The following is a 15,834-nucleotide window of genomic DNA, read 5'->3' as shown; positions in this document are numbered from 1 at the left end:
CTCACTCCTCCCTCAGGGCCCGCGCGGGGTTGGCGCGCGACATCTTCCAGGATGGGTACAGGCCCGCGAGCGCCGCCGCGAGCAGCGCCAGCCCCAGCGCCTGGAAGAGCACCGGGGGAGCCACCACGAGCTGCAACGTCCACCCGAAGGAGCGCTGGTTGATGACGTGGACGAGCACGTACGCGAGCGCCACGCCGAGCGGCAGGGAGAACAACCCCGCGAGCGTACCGAGCAGCCCCGTTTGCAGCGACACGAGCGCCCAGAGTTGCCTCGGGGTGAGACCGGTGGCGCGCAGCACGGCGAACTCCCGGGCGCGCTCGAGCTGCAGCGCCATGAGCGCGCTGAGCACGCCCACGAAGGCCACGCCGATGGCCAGCAGCCGCAACACGTGGGTGATGGTGAAGGTGCGGTCGAACACTTCCAGCGACGTCTCGCGCAGGGTGCGGTTGGAGCGGATGTCCAGCATCTGCCCGGTGCCGACGCGCTCGCGCACCCGGGCCACGAGCGCATCCACGTCCTGCCCCGGCGCTGCATAGAGGGCCACGCCGCTCACGGTCTCGTCGCGGAAGTGGTGCAGCCAGGTGCTCCGCAGCATCATCACCGTGCCCGCGTCCGAGCCATAGTCGAAGTACACGCCCACCACGCGGAAGGACGCGGGGCCCCCGTCCGTCGCCAGCTCCACGCGAGAGCCTGGCCCCACGCGGCGGTGGGAGGCGAAGGGCTCGGAGACGATGACGGTGTCGGCCGCCTCCAGCTCCTTCCACACGCGCGAAGCGTCGCCCTCCTTGAAGCGGTAGGGGCGCGTGGGCGTCGCGCCGAAGTCCACCGCGCGCACGTCCGTGGGCACTCCATCCACGCGCACCTGCGCCGTGCGCATGGTGCTGCTGCTGGCCACGCCCGGGGTGGTGCGCACGCGCTCGGCGAGCCCTGGGAGGAAGGCGGCTCCCCCCCGCCGGGCGACGAGCGAGGGCGGGGACACATAGATGTCCGCCACCAGCGACGAGCCGAGCCAGTCCGCCACGGTGCCGCGGAAGCTCGTCACCATCAGTCCCACGCCCACCGTGGTGGCCACCGCCACCATCAGCGCCGCGAGTGCCACCGCGGTACGGCTGAGGCTCGCCGTCACCCCACGCGCCGCCATGCGCCCGAGCAACCCGAAGGCGCCGCCCAACGGTCCCGCCGCCCCTTGCGCGAGCAGGGCCGTGAGCCAGGGCACCAGCAGGGACGCGCCGAGCAGCACCGAGAAGAGGCCCGCGTAGGCGGGGAGCAGCTCCCGCGTGGGCAGGGCGAGCAACCCCACGCCCGCGGCGAGCACGGCCACTCCCGTCAGCGCGAGCCGCGGCGCCCGGCCATGGGCCACGTCCTCGAGGGTGGAGCGGCGCAGGGTGAGCGCGGGCGCCGAGCGGGCCGCCTCCCACGCGGGGCGCAGCGCGGCGGCGAGCGTGGCGCCCAGGCCGAGCACCAGCCCCTTGCTCAACGTGAAGGGCTCCAGCGCGAGGCCCCGCACGCTCACCGAGAGGTACAGGTCATTGATCGTCCGGGTGACGAGCTCCACCAGGCCCCGCCCGAGGAGGATGCCCAGCAGCACGCCGGCCACGGTGCCCACCGCGCCCAGCACGCCCGCCTCGCCGAGCACCAGCGCGAAGAGCTCATTCCGGGTGACGCCCAGCGCGCGTAGCCGGCCGAGCTGCTCGCGCCGCTGCACCACCGAGAAGGTCATCGTGTTGTAGATGAGGAAGGTGCCCACCACGAGCGCCAGCAGCGACAGCGCGGTGAGGTTGGTGCGGAACGCCCGCGTCATCTGCGCCACCGCGTTGCCCCGGGCGTGTGGCCGCATCACCTCCACGCCCTCGGGCAGCAGCGGACGCAGGCGCTCCAGCGCGGCCTCCGCCTCCGCTCCCTCCGGCAGCCGGAGATCGATGCGCGAGAGGCGTCCCTCCTGGCCGAACAGCTCCTGCGCGGTGGAGAGATCCGTGAGCACGAGCCCCTCCATCGCCCGGGCGCTGCCCTCGTCGCCGGGGGTCAGCACCGCCAGCACGCGCAGCCGCTTCTCCACGCCCTCCACCGCCACCCTCAGGGCGTCTCCCGCCTTCACCTCCAGGGCCCGCGCGGTGCGCTCGGTGAGCAGCGCGGCGCCGGGCTCGGTGAGGAAGGTGGCCATGTCCACCTGGCCTCCACCCTGGGGCACATAGGAACGGAAGGGGCCCTCGGCGAACGGGTCCACCCCGAGCACGGTGAGGGGCCGCTGGTCGCCGCTTCGCGCGCGCACGGAGCCTTCCACCATCGGGGCGGACGCGGGGGCGCCAGGCAGCAGGCGCAGGTCGCGGTACACCGTCTCCGGGACTCCCGAGGGGCCTCCGACGAGCTGGTGCGTGGCGCGGCCCGTCACCGTGTCCGTGGAGCGCTCGAAGGCGCGCAGGGCGCTCGCGTTGGCCAGGTCGATGGACACCACCACCGCCACCCCGAGCGCGATGCCCAGCAGCGACAGCGCGGTGAGCCACGGGTGGCCGCCCAGGTGGCGCAGGCTGGCGCGCAAGAGCAGGCGCTGTTTCACGGGCGTGCCTCCTCTCGCAGTCGTCCCGCCTCCAGTCGCAGCACGCGGTGGGCGCGCGCGACCATTCCCGGATCATGCGTGACGATGAGGGCGCAGACGCGCTCGCGACGGGTGAGCTCCTCGAGCAGATCCAACACCCGCTTTCCCGTCGCCTCGTCGAGGTTGCCCGTGGGCTCGTCCGCGAGCAGCAGGGGTGGTGCATGGGCGAGCGCCCGGGCCACCGCCACGCGTTGCTGCTCGCCACCGGAGAGCCGGTCCGGGAAGCTCGCGGCCCGGTTGCCCAGGCCCACCGTGTCGAGCAGCTCCCGCACCCGCTCGCGCGAGGCCGGGCCCGCGCGCCCGGTGAGCTCCAGTGGCAGGAGGATGTTCTCCTCCACCGTGAGCGTGGGCAGCAGGTTGAAGGCCTGGAAGATGAAGCCGATGCGCTCGCGGCGCAGCAGGGTACGCCCGTGTTCGCTCAGCGCGCCCAGCTCCTGCCCCGCCACCCGCACCGTGCCTCGCGAGGGCTGGTCGATGCCGCTGATGAGGTTGAGCAGCGTGGACTTGCCCGAGCCGCTGCGGCCGAGCAGCACGACGAACTCGCCCGCGTGCAGGGTGAGGCTCGTGCCGGCGAGCACCTCGCGCACGGCATCGCCCTCGGCGTAGGACTTGGAGACATCGTTCAGCTCGACCACGGGCGGGGAGGGGGACATGCAGGGGAGTGCCTAATGGAAGCGCGTCCCGCGTGCACGCTCCGAGTGCGCGGCGCTGCCTCGTCAGCCCGCTCGGGGCCCCGCGTCACCCATTGCCCGCCACCACCTCGCGCAGCTTCTCCAGGTCGAGGATCTCGATCTCCCCGTAGCGCAGCCCCACGATGCCCTGGGCCTCGAGCTGCTTGAGGATCTGATTCGTCGTCTGCCGGGAGATGGTGAGCATCATCGCCAGCTCCTCCTGCCGCACCTCGATGACCCGGCTGCTGTGGGCGTGCAGATCCCCGTAGTTCTGGGCGATGAGCAGCAGGCGCCGCGCGAGCCGGATGGGCACGGCCTCGTGTGCGACCTCGTCGATGGACAGCAGGGTGAGCCGCATGTGCTGCGCCATGAGGCGGCCGAATTCGAACCAATAGCCGGGCTGCTCCGCGAGCAGGGCGGCCAGGGGGGCGTGCGGTACATGGACGACGACGGTGGGCGCATCGGCGATGGCGTCGTGGGTCAGTGGCAGGCCGTCGAAGAGGCCGATCTCCCCACACCAGGAGGGGGGCTCGAGGAACTTGAGCAGGGCCTCCCGGCCGGAGGGTCCGAGCGTGCGCAACCGGATGGCGCCATCGACCACGCCGTAGAAGCCGGCGGGGAGATTGCCCCGGGAGAACAGGTGCTGGCCCGTCTTCAGGGCGCGCAGGACGCCGAGCCGGAGCAACCTCTCCTGGAAGTCGGCCGGGGTGGCGCGAAACCAGCTCCCGGAGCGGAAGAGTTCCAGGTAGTCGAGTGCCGTGCGGTCAGGCTTCATGGTGGGCCACTCCTCTTGGTGCCCCGCCTGGAGGCACTTTTTCGCGAGTGTGTCGCGGTCGCGACAGAGTTTGGGAGGTGGGGTGCCCATCATTCTCCTCGGATTCGACGCGAGAGGAGAAGCGAGATGGCGACGATGTTGGCGGGTCGGCTCGACCTCGTGACGGGGAAGTTCGGGATGGAACAGGTGGCCATCCCCGAGCCAGGGCCGGGTGAAGTGCGCATCAAGGTGTTGGCGGCCGGTATCTGTTTGTCGGACGTGCATCTGATCGACGGTTCCCTGCGGCTGAAGCCTCGCCCGGGGTTCACGACCGTGACCCTGGGCCATGAGGTCGCGGGCGTCATCGAGAAGCTCGGCGAGGGCACGGGGACCTGGTGGAAGCCAGGCCAGCGCGTCCTGCTCCAGGCGGGGCAGTCGTGTGGGGCATGTGCCCTGTGCATGACGCGGACGGGGTGTCTGCGTCCGCTCACGCGTGGCGTGGACTACGACGGAGGCTGGGCCGAGTACGCGCTCGCCCGCCAGGACACGCTCATCGCCGTTCCGGACATGCTGCCCATCGAGCAGGCGGCCATCCTGCCCGACGCGGTCTCCACGCCGTACGCGGCCATCGTGGACACGGCGGCGCTGCGGCCCGCGGAGTCCGTGGGCATCTGGGGGATTGGCGGCCTGGGGGCGCACGGCGTGCAACTGGTGCGCGCGTTCGGCGCGGCGCCCATCATCGCCTTCGATCCGTTGCCGGAGGCCCGGGAGCGGGCGTTGGCGCTGGGCGCGGACCTGGCGTTGGATCCCCAGCAGCCGGACGTGCGCGAGCAGGTGTTGCACTGGACGGACGGGCGGGGCCTGGACGTGGCACTGGACCTGGCGGGCGTGGCTCCCGTGCGTGAGCAGGCGCAGTCGGTGTTGGCGCCTCGGGGCCGGCTCGTGCTGGTGGGCCTGACTCCCGCTCCCCTGTCGCTCTCCCAGGGCATCGGCTTCTGCGCGGCGATGCAGCAGGTGCGGGGGCATTACGGCTCGCGGCTCGAGCACCTGCCGCAGCTCGTGAAGCTCACGCGGCTGGGCCGGCTCGACTTCTCCCGCTCGGTCAGCGCCGTGCTGCCCCTGGCGGACGCACCCCTGGGTGTCGAGCGCCTGATGAAGAAGCAGGGCAATCCCATCCGTCTCGTCCTCCAACCGTGATCCGGGGTTCTTCGATGAACAAGCCTTCCCATTCGAGCACGATTCCCCAGCCCCATGTGCGTCCCCTCGTCGGCAATGTGCCGGACGTCGGCTTCGAGACGCCCATGCAGAACCTGATGAAGCTCGCGCGCGAGCTGGGGCCCATCTTCCGGCTGTCGTTTCCCGGAGGGCGCACCTCGCTGATTCTCAGCTCGCATGAGCTGGTGGCCGATGTCTGCGACGAGAGCCGCTTCGACAAGCAGGTGAGCGGGGCGCTCAAGCAGATCCGTGACTTCGCGGGCGACGGCCTCTTCACCGCGATGACGGAGGAGCCCAACTGGGGCAAGGCCCACCGCCTGTTGATGCCCGCGTTCGGTCCCGCGGCCATGCGCAACTACCACGACGACATGCTCGACGTGGCCGACCAGATGTTCACGCGCTGGGAGCGCTTCGGGCCGGACGCCGTGCTCGACGTGCCGGACAACATGACGCGGCTCACGCTCGACACCATCGCGCTGTGTGGCTTCGGCTACCGCTTCAACAGCTTCTATCAGAAGGAGATGCACCCCTTCGTCGAGTCCATGGTGCGCGCCCTGGCCGAGGCGGGCAATCGCGCCCGGCGCGTCCCGCTCCAGACGCAGCTCATGCTGCGCACCCAGCGCCAGTTCCAGGCGGACATCGGCTACATGCACGAGGTGACGCGCGAGCTCATCGCCAGTCGCCGCGCGCTCCCGCCCGAGGAGGCCCCGCGCGACCTGCTCAGCCTCATGCTCGACGCGAGGGATCCCCTCACGGGCGAGGGGCTCGACGAGGAGAACATCCGCAACCAGATGGTGACCTTCCTCATCGCGGGTCACGAGACGACGAGCGGCCTGTTGTCCTTCGCCACCTACTTCCTGCTGCGCCACCCCGAGGTGCTCGAGAAGGCCCAGGCCGAGGTGGATCGGGTGCTGGGCGACGAGATGCCGCGCTTCGAGCAGGTCAGCCAACTGCACTACATCGATCAGATCCTGCGTGAGTCGCTGCGCTTGTGGCCCACCGCGCCGGCGTTCTCCGTGCACCCCAAGGCGGAGGAGACGCTGATCGCGGGCACCTACCCCATCCGCCGCGACAACACCGCGGTGGTGCTCACCACGATGCTGCACCGCGATCCCACGGTGTGGAAGGACCCGGAGCGCTTCGATCCGGATCGCTTCGCCCCCGAGGTGCGCGACAGCATTCCACCGCACGCGTGGAAGCCGTTCGGCAATGGGCAGCGCTCGTGCATCGGCCGGGCGTTCGCGCTCCAGGAGGCCACGCTGGTGCTGGCCATGATGCTCCAGCGCTTCCACCTCGTGGAGCCCGCGCCGTACGAGCTCCACGTCCGTGAGACGCTCACGCTCAAGCCCGAGGGGCTCAAGCTGCGCGTCCGCGTGCGCAAGCCCGTCTCTCGTCCGCTCGCCTCGCGTCCCACGCCCGGTGCCGCCGCGCCCGCTCCGAAGCAGGAGGGAGTGGCCTCGCATGGCACGCCCCTGCTCCTGCTCTACGGCTCCAACTCGGGGGCCTCCGAGGCGTTCGCCCGGCGCATCGCAAGTGATGGGCTCGCGCGGGGCTATTCGGCGAAGGTGGCGCCGCTGGACGACTACACCGGGAAGCTGCCCAAGGAGGGCGCCGTCGTCCTCGTGACGGCCTCCTACAACGGCCAGCCGCCTGACAACGCGCGGGCCTTCCACACGTGGATTTCGAACGTCCCCGAGGGCTCGCTGCTGGGCGTGCGCTACGCGGTGTTCGGTTGCGGCAACCGGGACTGGGCCGCGACGTACCAGGCCATTCCCAAGCACTTCGACGAGCGGCTGAGCGCCGCGGGCGCCGAGGCACTCGTCGCGCGCGGCGAGGCGGATGCGCGGGGTGATTTCTTCGGGGACTTCGAGCACTGGTATGCGCCCTTCTGGGAGAAGGTGGGCGCGGCGCTCGGCGTGTCCTCGCGCGCGGTGTCGTCCGAGCCGCTCTACACGGTGGAGGTGGTGCCCTCCTCGAGCACGGAGCTGGTGAAGCAGAACAAGCTCGAGCTGGCCACGCTGGTGGACAACCGCGAGCTCGTCGACATGACGTCGCCGCTCGGGCGCTCCAAGCGGCACCTCGCCTTCAAGCTGCCCGAGGGCGTGACGTACGCGGCGGGGGACTACCTCGCGGTGCTGCCGGAGAATCACCCGGACCTCGTGGAGCGTGCCGCGCGCCGCTTCGGGGTGCGCACGGACGCCGCCGTCGTCCTGCACTCGACCCGGGGCGCCATGGCGTCGTCGCTGCCCACGGACAAGCCGGTGTCGGTGCAGGAACTGCTCGGCCGGCACGTGGAGTTGTCGGCGCCCGCCACGCGCAAGGATCTGGAGCGGCTGGCGGAGAAGAACCCGTGCCCGCCGCACGCCATGCACCTGGCCGCCCTGGCCCAGGACGCCGAGCGCTACAAGAAGGAGATCCTCGACAAGCGCGTGAGCGTGTTGGACCTGTTGGAGCAGTACACCTCGTGCCTCCTCACCTTCGGAGACTTCCTCGAGTTGTTGCCGGCCATGCGCGTGCGGCAGTACTCGGTATCGTCCTCGCCGAGGGCGGACCCCACGGTGTGCACGTTGACGGTGGCGGTGGTGGACGCGGAGGCGTGGAGCGGCCAGGGTCGCTTCCATGGCACGTGCTCGAGCTACCTGGCGCGGCTGCGTCCGGGCGAGCAGGTGGCGGTGGCGGTGCGCACGCCGAACGCGCCCTTCCATCCGCCGGCGTCGAACGCGACGCCCCTCATCATGGTGGGCGCGGGCACGGGGCTGGCGCCCTTCCGGGGCTTCATCCAGGAGCGCGCCCTGCGCCACGCGCGAGGGGAGGCGGCGGGGCCGGCGTTGTTCTTCTTCGGGTGTGACCACCCGGAGGTGGACTTCCTCTACCGCGAGGAGCTGGCGGCGTGGGAGCGAGAGGGCGTGGTGAAGGTGTTGCCCGCCTTCTTCCGCCAGCCCGAGGGCGACGTGATGTTCGTGCAGCACCGGCTGTGGAAGGAGCGCGAGCAGGTGAAGGCGCTGCTCGACCAGGGCGCCCTGTTCTTCATCTGCGGGGATGGGCGGCGCATGGCGCCCGCGGTCCGCGAGACGCTGGCGAAGATCCACCAGGAGACGGTGGGCTGCTCCGAGGCGGAGGCCACGGCATGGCTGGAGGGAATGGAGAAGCAGGGCCGCCTGGTGGCCGACGTCTTCGCCTGAGGTGTGGGTGAGGTTTCATTCGATTCATGGAGGGACAACCGCCCCGGCCGGGGTGGCTGTCCCTCCATGTTTTTCACTCCATGTGTGGTAGGGCTCGGAGAGGGACTTTAGAGTGGCTCGGATGACCGGGGCCGGGTCATGGCACCGGTAGGAGCAGATATGGAACGTGTTCTCGACTCCGCTTCGCCACCCGCCACGTGCGCGGTGGTCGTCCCACTGCCCGGCAACGAGCAGGAGCGGCTGGCGGCCCTGCGCAGCTATGCGGTGCTCGATACGGAGCCCGAACTGTCCTTCGACGACGTCACCCACCTGGCCTCGCGGATTTGTGACACACCCGTGGCGCTCGTGGTCCTGGTGGATGAGGTGCGCCAGTGGTTCAAGTCCCGCGTGGGCACGGCGCTCGAGGGGATCTCGCGGGAGCATGGCTTTTGTTCCTACACCATTCTTCAGTCCGATCCCTTCATCATCCAGGACGCCACCGCCGACGCCCGCTTCCGAGACAACCCGTTGGTCACCGCGCCCTCGGGCTTCCGCTTCTATGCGGCAGCTCCGCTGATCAACCCGCAGGGGCTTGCGCTGGGGACCGTGTGCGTCTTCGACCACATACCCCGCCAGCTCACCCCGGAGCAGACCCGCTCGCTCGAGGCCCTGGCCCGGCAGGTGGTCAGTCTGCTGGAGCTGCGGCGCATGAACAGCGAGCAGCGGCGGCTCATCGATGAGCTGCGCACCAGCCAGGAGCGCATCGACATCCTCCAGCGCGCCACCCATGACGCCATCTGGGATTGGGATTTGAAGACCAACCAGCTCACGTGGAACCCGCGCGCCGCCGAGCTGCTCGGCGATGAGCTGGAGCACGCGAGGAACGACATCTCCTGGTGGTTCGATCGCTTCCACCCGGAGGACCGGGCGCGGGTGAAGGAGAGCCTCGATCGCGCCATCGCTCAGGGCGCCTCGCTGTGGACGGACGAGTACCGCTTCCGCGGCGCCGATGGCACGTGGGCGCGAATGTTCAGCCGGTGCGCCATCCTGCGCGATGCCGAGGGTCATCCGCTGCGCCTGATCGGCGTGGGCGTGGACATCAGCGAGCGCGAGGCGCTGCGTGCCCGCGTGGCGCTGACGGAACGGATGAGCTCGGTGGGCACGCTCGCGGCCGGGGTGGCGCACGAGATCAACAACCCGCTGGCGTATGTCATGGCCAACGTGAGCTACGCGCTGACGGAGGTGCGCGAGCGTCCGGCCGGAGTGCTCGATGTGGACGAGCTGACCCAGGCCCTGGGGGAGGCGCACGAGGGAGGCGAGCGCATCCGGCGCATCGTGCGCGACCTGATGGCCTTCAGCCGTCCGGCAGACGATCACCTGGAGTGGCTGGAGCTCCACCGGACCATCGACTCGGCGGTGTCCCTGGCGTGGAACGAACTCCGCCACCGGGTGCGCCTGGTGAAGCAGTACGAGCAGGTGCCCTCGGTGTACGCGAACGAGGCGCGACTGGTCCAGGTGTTCCTCAACCTGCTGGTGAACGCGGCGCACGCCGTTCCCGAGGGCGCGGCGGACCAGAATGAGATTCGCATCACCACGCGCGTGGACGCCGAGGGGCGGGTGCTCATCGAGGTGAGCGACACGGGCCATGGCATCCCGGAGTCCATCCGCTCGCGCATCTTCGAGCCGTTCTTCACCACCCGGCCCGTGGGCGAGGGCATGGGGCTGGGGCTGTCCATCTCCCACACGCTCATCACCCACATGGGAGGGGAGCTTCAGTTCGAGAGCGAAGTGGGCAAGGGCACGGTGTTCCGGGTGGTGCTCCCGCCTCCCGCGCGGTGCGAGCCCAGGAGCGCTCCACCCGAGCAGCCCGTGCTCCCACGTGCCGAGGTCACGGCCCCGCGGCGCGGTCGCCTCCTGGTGGTGGACGATGAGGCCAGGGTGCTCTCTTCACTGGAGCGCACCCTGGGACGGACGCACGAAGTCATCGCCTTCGATCGGGCCCAGGCGGCGCTGGCGTGGATGGAGCAGGGACAGCCGTGGGATCTGATCCTCTGTGACGTGATGATGCCCGAGATGACCGGGATGGAGTTCCATGAGGCGATCGCCCAGCGCATGCCCGAGCGCGCCCGGGACATCATCTTCATCACGGGCGGGGCGTTCACGGCGACGGCCCGCGAGTTCCTCGCGCGCGTGGACAATGCCCGGCTGGACAAGCCGTTCGATCTCGAGGCGTTGCGTGCGTTGGTGGAGGCGCGGCTGAAGGAGGTCAGCCCCCTGAGTGGGTCTCCGCCCTCTCGGGACGGTGCCACTCGCGGATGAGCGCCACGAGCGCGCGGAGGCTGGCCGAGGCGTGGCGATGTGCCGGGTAATAGAGACACACGCCGGGCTCCGGGGGGGTCCACTCGCCGAGCACCTGGACGAGACGGCCCGTCTTCAGCGCGTCGTCGACATTCCACGCGCTCACGTACGCGAGCCCGGCGCCACCGAGCGCCGCCGCGACCACGGCGCCATCGTCATCGAGCGTGAGCCGTCCCTTCACCTCCACGGCGAGTTCCTCACCGCTCCGTGAAAGCTCCCAGCGGTAGATCCCTCCGTTGGACATCCGGTAGCGGATGCAGTCGTGCTCGACGAGGTCCTCGGGTGTCTTCGGTACGCCGCGAGCGCGCAGATACTTCCTCGCGCCGACGACGATGAAGCGCACGTCGCCGCTGCAAGGGATCGCCACCATGTCGCGCGGAATGCTCCCGGCCAGCCGGACACCGGCGTCGAATCCGTCCGCCACGATGTCGATGGGTCTGTCCTCGGCCACGACCTCGACGCGCACGTCCGGATGGCGCCGCAGGTACTCGAGGACGAGGGGCATGAGGATCCGCCTCGCCACGAGCGCCGAGGCGTTGAGGCGCAAGGTGCCGGTCGGTGTTTTCTGGTGCGCATCCACGGACTCCATCGCCTCCGCGAGCGACGCCAGGGCTGGCTTCACGCGCGCGAGGAAGTCTTCGCCCGCGTCCGAGAGCGCGACGCTGCGCGTGGTCCGATGGAAGAGCCGGACACCCAGGCGCTTCTCGAGCGAGGCGATGGCATGGCTCAAGGTGGACGGTGACAGCCCGAGCTCGCTCGCCGCGGCGCGGAAGTTCTTGTGGGTGGCCACCGCCACCACCGCGTTCAGCTCGGTGAGTCCGGTGCCGTGAAGTCCGTTCTTCATTGGTGAATCCCATGCATCAATGCATCCAGGAATCATCGCATTGTGCCATGAGTCGCCGGGTCTTACGTTCGAGTTCATGAAAAAGACCGCTCTCATCACGGGTTGCTCCACGGGCTTCGGACTCGCCTCGGCGAAGCACTTCGCGGCTCGAGGTTGGAATGTCATCGCGACGATGCGCTCGCCTTCGGCGATGCCGGAGCTCGCGGCGCTGCCCGACGTGCTCGTGACCCGGCTCGATGTGCAAGACCGCGCGAGCATCGATTCCGCCTTGAAGGTGGGCGTCGAGCGATTCGGTGGCCTCGATGTCGTCGTCAACAACGCGGGCTTCGGGCTGCACGGCCTCTTCGAGATGACTCCCCGCGAGAAGATCCTCGAGCAGTTCGAGGTGAACGTCTTTGGCGTGATGGACGTGATTCGCGCGGCGCTGCCTTGCTTCGCCCCGCGTGGTGGTGGAACGATCGTGAACGTGAGTTCCGGCGCGGGCGTCTTCACCCTGCCGATGATCTCGCTGTACTGCGCGAGCAAGTTCGCGCTCGAGGGATTCTCGGAAGCGCTCTCGTACGAGCTCACGTCGCAGAACGTGCGCGTGAAGCTCGTCGAGCCCGGTGGTGTGGTGGATACGCGTTTCGTGACGCGAAGCGCCGAGGAGTATTCCCAGAGCGTCGTGCCACCGCGTTACGAGGCCTTCGTTCGGGCCACGAACGAGGTGTTCGCCCGGCTGCGCGACGACCGCGCCGGAGCGACGTCCGAGGGAGTCGCGGAGGTCATCTACGAGGCCGCCACGGACACGAGTGACCGCTTGCGCTACGTGGCGACCGACGGAATCAAGCCACTCGTGAAGATGCGGCGCGAGACGTCCGAGGAGGCCTACCTCGCGTTCATGCGCGAGCGGTTCCTGGTCAAGCCCCCGCCGGCCAGGTAGCTGAGCGGGGCCCGTACCGGAGGGAGGGCCAGGGGGGTCCATCGGGTCGGGGTGGGGTGGCATGGAGTCAGGCGAGGCCACACCGGGTGGCCGACATCTTCGCTTGAGGGGTAGAGTGGCATGGAGGGATAGGCCACAGGGTGTCCCTACAGACGTCGGTGGGGTGGGTGCGGTCGGCCTCCCCCACCTCGCCGAGAACGGAATCCCATGACTCAAGCAACCCACCGAGATGCTTCACGCGAGAAGGGGCAGCCGACCTTCGTGTTCGTCCACGGAGCCGGCAGCAATTCGTTCAGCTGGGCTCCGCTGCTTCGCGAGCTCACCCTGCTGGGTCATCGCACGCTCGCCGTTGATCTACCGGGCCATGGCTTCGACGCGCAGTTCCCCATTTCGTACCAGGCGCCCCAGGACCTGGAGGCGTTCGCCAACGAGCCGTCGTCGATGGCCCGGTTCAGCCTCCAGGACAACGTGGACCACGTCGTCGACATCGTGCGGCGCGTCGCCGTGCATGGGCCGGTCATCCTGGTCGGTGCCAGCATGGGCGGGGTGACCATCAGCGGAGTCGGCAACGCCATTCCCGATCTGCTCGCCAGGGTCGTCTATATCTCCGCCTGGTGCTGCGTCGAACTGCCCAGCATCGCCGAGTACAGCCAGGCGCCGGAGAACAACGAGAGCCTGCTGCCGAGCCTGGCGGGAGTGGCGGTGGGAAATCCCACGCAGATTGGCGTGGGCCGGGCCAACTACCGGTCGTCGGACCCGAGCTTCCTCGCCAATGCGAAAGCCGCCCTGATGGCCGAGGCCACGGATGACCAGTTCCGGGCGTTCCTCAACACCTTGCAGCCCGACGAGTCGATCTCGGTCATGATGGCGGATGCGCGAGTCGATGCGAGCACCTGGGGGCGGATCCCCCACAGCTACATCCGTCTCACCCAGGATCGATCGATCCCGCTCGCCATGCAGGACAAGATGATCGCCGAGGCCGATGCCCTGACGCCGCACAACCGGTTCGACGTGAGGACCGTCGAGTCCAGCCACGTCGGGTTCGTCCTGAAGGCCCGGGAGGTCGCTGGGATCCTCGCCAGTCTGGCGTAGGGGACCTTTGCCTGGCACCCGCTCGAGCAGGGGCCCCCCGGTGTCCCGGGGGGAGGGTCGCTGCTCTTCAGCGCGAGGTAGCGCACCTCGGGCGGCGCGGTGAGGCGGCGGGCTACCCACCGTCCGTCGGCGGGGCCCATCACGGGGTCCTGGGAAGTCTGGCCACGAGGGGTTTTGGGCGGTATGCCGCCGGTCATGGCGGATGTTCCCAAACCCCCGGATGCCCCCCTGCAGATTCAACTCGATGACGAGGTCGCCAACGGTCAGTACGTGAACATGGCGATGGTCAACCACACGGAGACGGAGTTCACCCTGGACTTCATCTACGTCCAGCCGCACCAGGTCCGTGCCAAGGTGCGCTCGCGAATCATCCTCAACCCCAAACACGTCAAGCGCCTGCTGCTCGTGATGCAGGAAAGTCTTGCCTCCTATGAGGCACGCTTCGGTCCCCTCGACCCTTCGGGCGAGGGTTCGTCCATGAACTGAGGTGGGACATGTGGGACGGAGTTCGAGGGGTCTCGCGACGCTGGCCTCCGACGCCGGGCCGGCGCAGACTCGGAGGCCTCGTGCGACTCGTCGGCTTGCTGCTCACGCTCTGTTTGTTCGTTCCTCCGGCCCATGCCGCCTGCCCCGCGGACGGCGTGCAATTGTTTCCCGCGCCGGGCTCGGTGGTTCCCACCAACACCCGCCTCCTGCTCGAGGGGGTGGGGTCGTTGTCCGAGAAGGTGGGGGAGCTGCCCGGCCGCATCTTGCGGATGCAGACGGAGGGGCACGAAGTGGAGGTGCGCGTCCAGCGCGGCTGGACGAGTACCCTGGGACGCACCCTCGTCATCCTGCGGCTCTCGAGCCCGCTCAAGCCGGGCCTCGTCTACACGTTGCGCCTGGATGACGTGCTGCCCGGGGTGAAGGTGCTCAACAGCATGGGCCACTCGCTGCCCGAGTGGAACAGCGGGCGGGGGCAGGATCTGGCGCGTCCGCGCTGGCTCAAGCGTCCCGTGGTGAGCGAGGGCATCTTCCGCCGCACGCGCGAGGGCAGCGAGCGCTTCGTCAAGCTGCGCATGTCCCTGTCCGAGGACAGCCCCGCGTACGCGCAGGTGACGCTCAGCCGCGGCAAGGACAAGGACAACATGGCGCCCCAGCACTATGTGCTCCCGTTGCATGACGGCGTGGCCCTGTTGGGCCATGGTGCTTGCGGGGGGGCGTTCGCCCTGGAAGATGGCAAAAGCTATCGGGCGAAGATCGATGTATTCGACGCGGCGGGCAACCTCGTGCAGGGGGCGGCTCCCCTGCAATTCGAGGCACCCGTGGCGCCCAAGGAGAACCCATGACGGTGGATTTGGAGACGCTCAAGCAGCGGATGGCGGATCACATTCACGCCCTCCAGGATGAGATCTGTGGCGCGTTGGAGCGGCTGGACGGGAAGGCCCGTTTCCGCGAGGACCACTGGAAGCGGCCGGGGGGTGGTGGAGGGCGCAGCCGCGTGCTGGAGGGGGGGACGTTCCTGGAGAAGGGCGGGGTGAGCACCTCGGTGGTGTTCGGCGAGCTGGAGGAGGCGTTCGCGGGCAAGCTGCAGGGCGAGGGGCGCACGTTCTGGGCGGGCGGCCTGTCGCTGGTGCTCCACCCGCGCAACCCGCATGTGCCCACCGTGCATGCCAACTACCGCTTCATCCACCAGGGCTCGAAGGCCTGGTTCGGCGGGGGCGCGGACCTGACGCCGTACTACCTCCAGGAGGAGGACGCGGTGCACTTCCACCGGGTCCACAAGGAGGCGTGTGACCGGCACGATCCCGCGTACTACCCGCGCTACAAGAAGGCGTGTGATCAGTACTTCTACCTGCGCCACCGGGAGGAGGCGCGGGGCGTGGGCGGCATCTTCTTCGAGAACACGGGGGAGGAGCTGGAGCGCGAGTTCGCCTTCGTGAAGGACGTGGGCCGGGCCTTCCTGCCCGCGTACCTGCCCATCGCCGAGCGGCGCAAGGACACGCCCTACACCGAGGAGCAGCGCGCCTGGCAGGAGTTGCGGCGCGGGCGGTACGTGGAGTTCAACCTCGTGTGGGATCGAGGCACCCTCTTCGGCCTGGAGACGAAGGGGCGCACGGAGTCCATCCTCATGTCCCTGCCGCCGGTGGTGCGCTGGCGCTACGATTACCACCCGGAGCCGGGCACCGAGGAGGCGCGTCTGGTGGAGGTGCTTCGTCGTCCGCGCGACTGGGTGGGTGCCTGA

The 15,834-nt window shown here is 69.5% G+C and carries 12 protein-coding genes; 8 read left to right on the top strand and 4 right to left on the bottom strand.

Translation table 11 applies throughout. The annotated features are described in order from the left end of the window. Position 1: 1 nt before the first annotated feature. The 3 genes from CYFUS_RS47250 to CYFUS_RS47240 all read right to left on the bottom strand — a co-directional run bounded on the left by CYFUS_RS47250 (position 2) and on the right by CYFUS_RS47240 (position 4,039). A complete protein-coding gene (locus CYFUS_RS47250; protein ID WP_095991213.1) occupies positions 2 to 2,554 on the bottom strand; it encodes an FtsX-like permease family protein in 2,553 nt (850 codons plus the stop codon). Further along, positions 2,551 to 3,246, bottom strand: coding sequence for an ABC transporter ATP-binding protein (locus CYFUS_RS47245; protein ID WP_095991212.1), 696 nt, complete (start codon positions 3,244 to 3,246; stop codon positions 2,551 to 2,553). The genes CYFUS_RS47250 and CYFUS_RS47245 overlap by 4 nt, the downstream gene beginning before the upstream one ends. Before the next feature lie 85 nt (positions 3,247 to 3,331). Further along, positions 3,332 to 4,039, bottom strand: a complete 708-nt coding sequence (locus tag CYFUS_RS47240) for a Crp/Fnr family transcriptional regulator (RefSeq protein ID WP_095992649.1) — start codon at positions 4,037 to 4,039, stop codon at positions 3,332 to 3,334. A gap of 126 nt (positions 4,040 to 4,165) precedes the next feature. Between CYFUS_RS47240 and CYFUS_RS47235 the strand changes: the two genes are divergently transcribed. From CYFUS_RS47235 to CYFUS_RS47225, 3 genes are all read left to right on the top strand, one after another. Beyond that, complete coding sequence (locus CYFUS_RS47235) at positions 4,166 to 5,215, top strand: zinc-binding dehydrogenase (protein WP_095991211.1); 1,050 nt, start codon at positions 4,166 to 4,168, stop codon at positions 5,213 to 5,215. A gap of 14 nt (positions 5,216 to 5,229) precedes the next feature. After that, positions 5,230 to 8,415: a bifunctional cytochrome P450/NADPH--P450 reductase gene (locus tag CYFUS_RS47230; RefSeq protein ID WP_095991210.1), complete on the top strand. Its 3,186-nt coding sequence runs from the start codon at positions 5,230 to 5,232 to the stop codon at positions 8,413 to 8,415. 159 nt (positions 8,416 to 8,574) lie between these two features. Then, positions 8,575 to 10,713, top strand: coding sequence for an ATP-binding protein (locus CYFUS_RS47225; RefSeq protein ID WP_232537217.1), 2,139 nt, complete (start codon positions 8,575 to 8,577; stop codon positions 10,711 to 10,713). Here CYFUS_RS47225 and CYFUS_RS47220 read toward each other — a convergent pair. Next, a complete protein-coding gene (locus CYFUS_RS47220) occupies positions 10,661 to 11,596 on the bottom strand; it encodes a LysR family transcriptional regulator (protein ID WP_095991208.1) in 936 nt (311 codons plus the stop codon). The genes CYFUS_RS47225 and CYFUS_RS47220 overlap by 53 nt on opposite strands. Before the next feature lie 76 nt (positions 11,597 to 11,672). Here CYFUS_RS47220 and CYFUS_RS47215 point away from each other — a divergent pair, with 76 nt between their 5' ends. The 5 genes from CYFUS_RS47215 (at position 11,673) to hemF (ending at position 15,834) form a co-directional block, all read left to right on the top strand. Then, on the top strand, positions 11,673 to 12,518 hold the full coding sequence (locus tag CYFUS_RS47215) for an SDR family oxidoreductase (protein ID WP_232537216.1): 846 nt from the start codon (positions 11,673 to 11,675) through the stop codon (positions 12,516 to 12,518). A 207-nt stretch (positions 12,519 to 12,725) separates the two neighbouring features. Beyond that, on the top strand, positions 12,726 to 13,610 hold the full coding sequence (locus CYFUS_RS47210) for an alpha/beta hydrolase (RefSeq protein WP_095991206.1): 885 nt from the start codon (positions 12,726 to 12,728) through the stop codon (positions 13,608 to 13,610). 195 nt (positions 13,611 to 13,805) lie between these two features. Beyond that, entirely contained in the window at positions 13,806 to 14,096 is a 291-nt protein-coding gene (locus CYFUS_RS47205) for a DUF3467 domain-containing protein (RefSeq protein ID WP_002622045.1), read from the top strand. Positions 14,097 to 14,176: 80 nt separating this feature from the next. Continuing rightward, positions 14,177 to 14,938, top strand: coding sequence for a hypothetical protein (locus tag CYFUS_RS47200; RefSeq protein ID WP_095991205.1), 762 nt, complete (start codon positions 14,177 to 14,179; stop codon positions 14,936 to 14,938). Further along, complete coding sequence (hemF, locus tag CYFUS_RS47195; protein WP_095991204.1) at positions 14,935 to 15,834, top strand: oxygen-dependent coproporphyrinogen oxidase; 900 nt, start codon at positions 14,935 to 14,937, stop codon at positions 15,832 to 15,834. Before CYFUS_RS47200 ends, hemF begins: the two co-directional genes overlap by 4 nt.

The sequence above is a fragment of the Cystobacter fuscus genome (genome assembly GCF_002305875.1).
Classification (GTDB): Bacteria; Myxococcota; Myxococcia; order Myxococcales; family Myxococcaceae; genus Cystobacter; species Cystobacter fuscus_A.
Note: the sequence above shows the minus strand (reverse complement) of the source record. Positions and strands in the feature narration are given on the sequence as shown.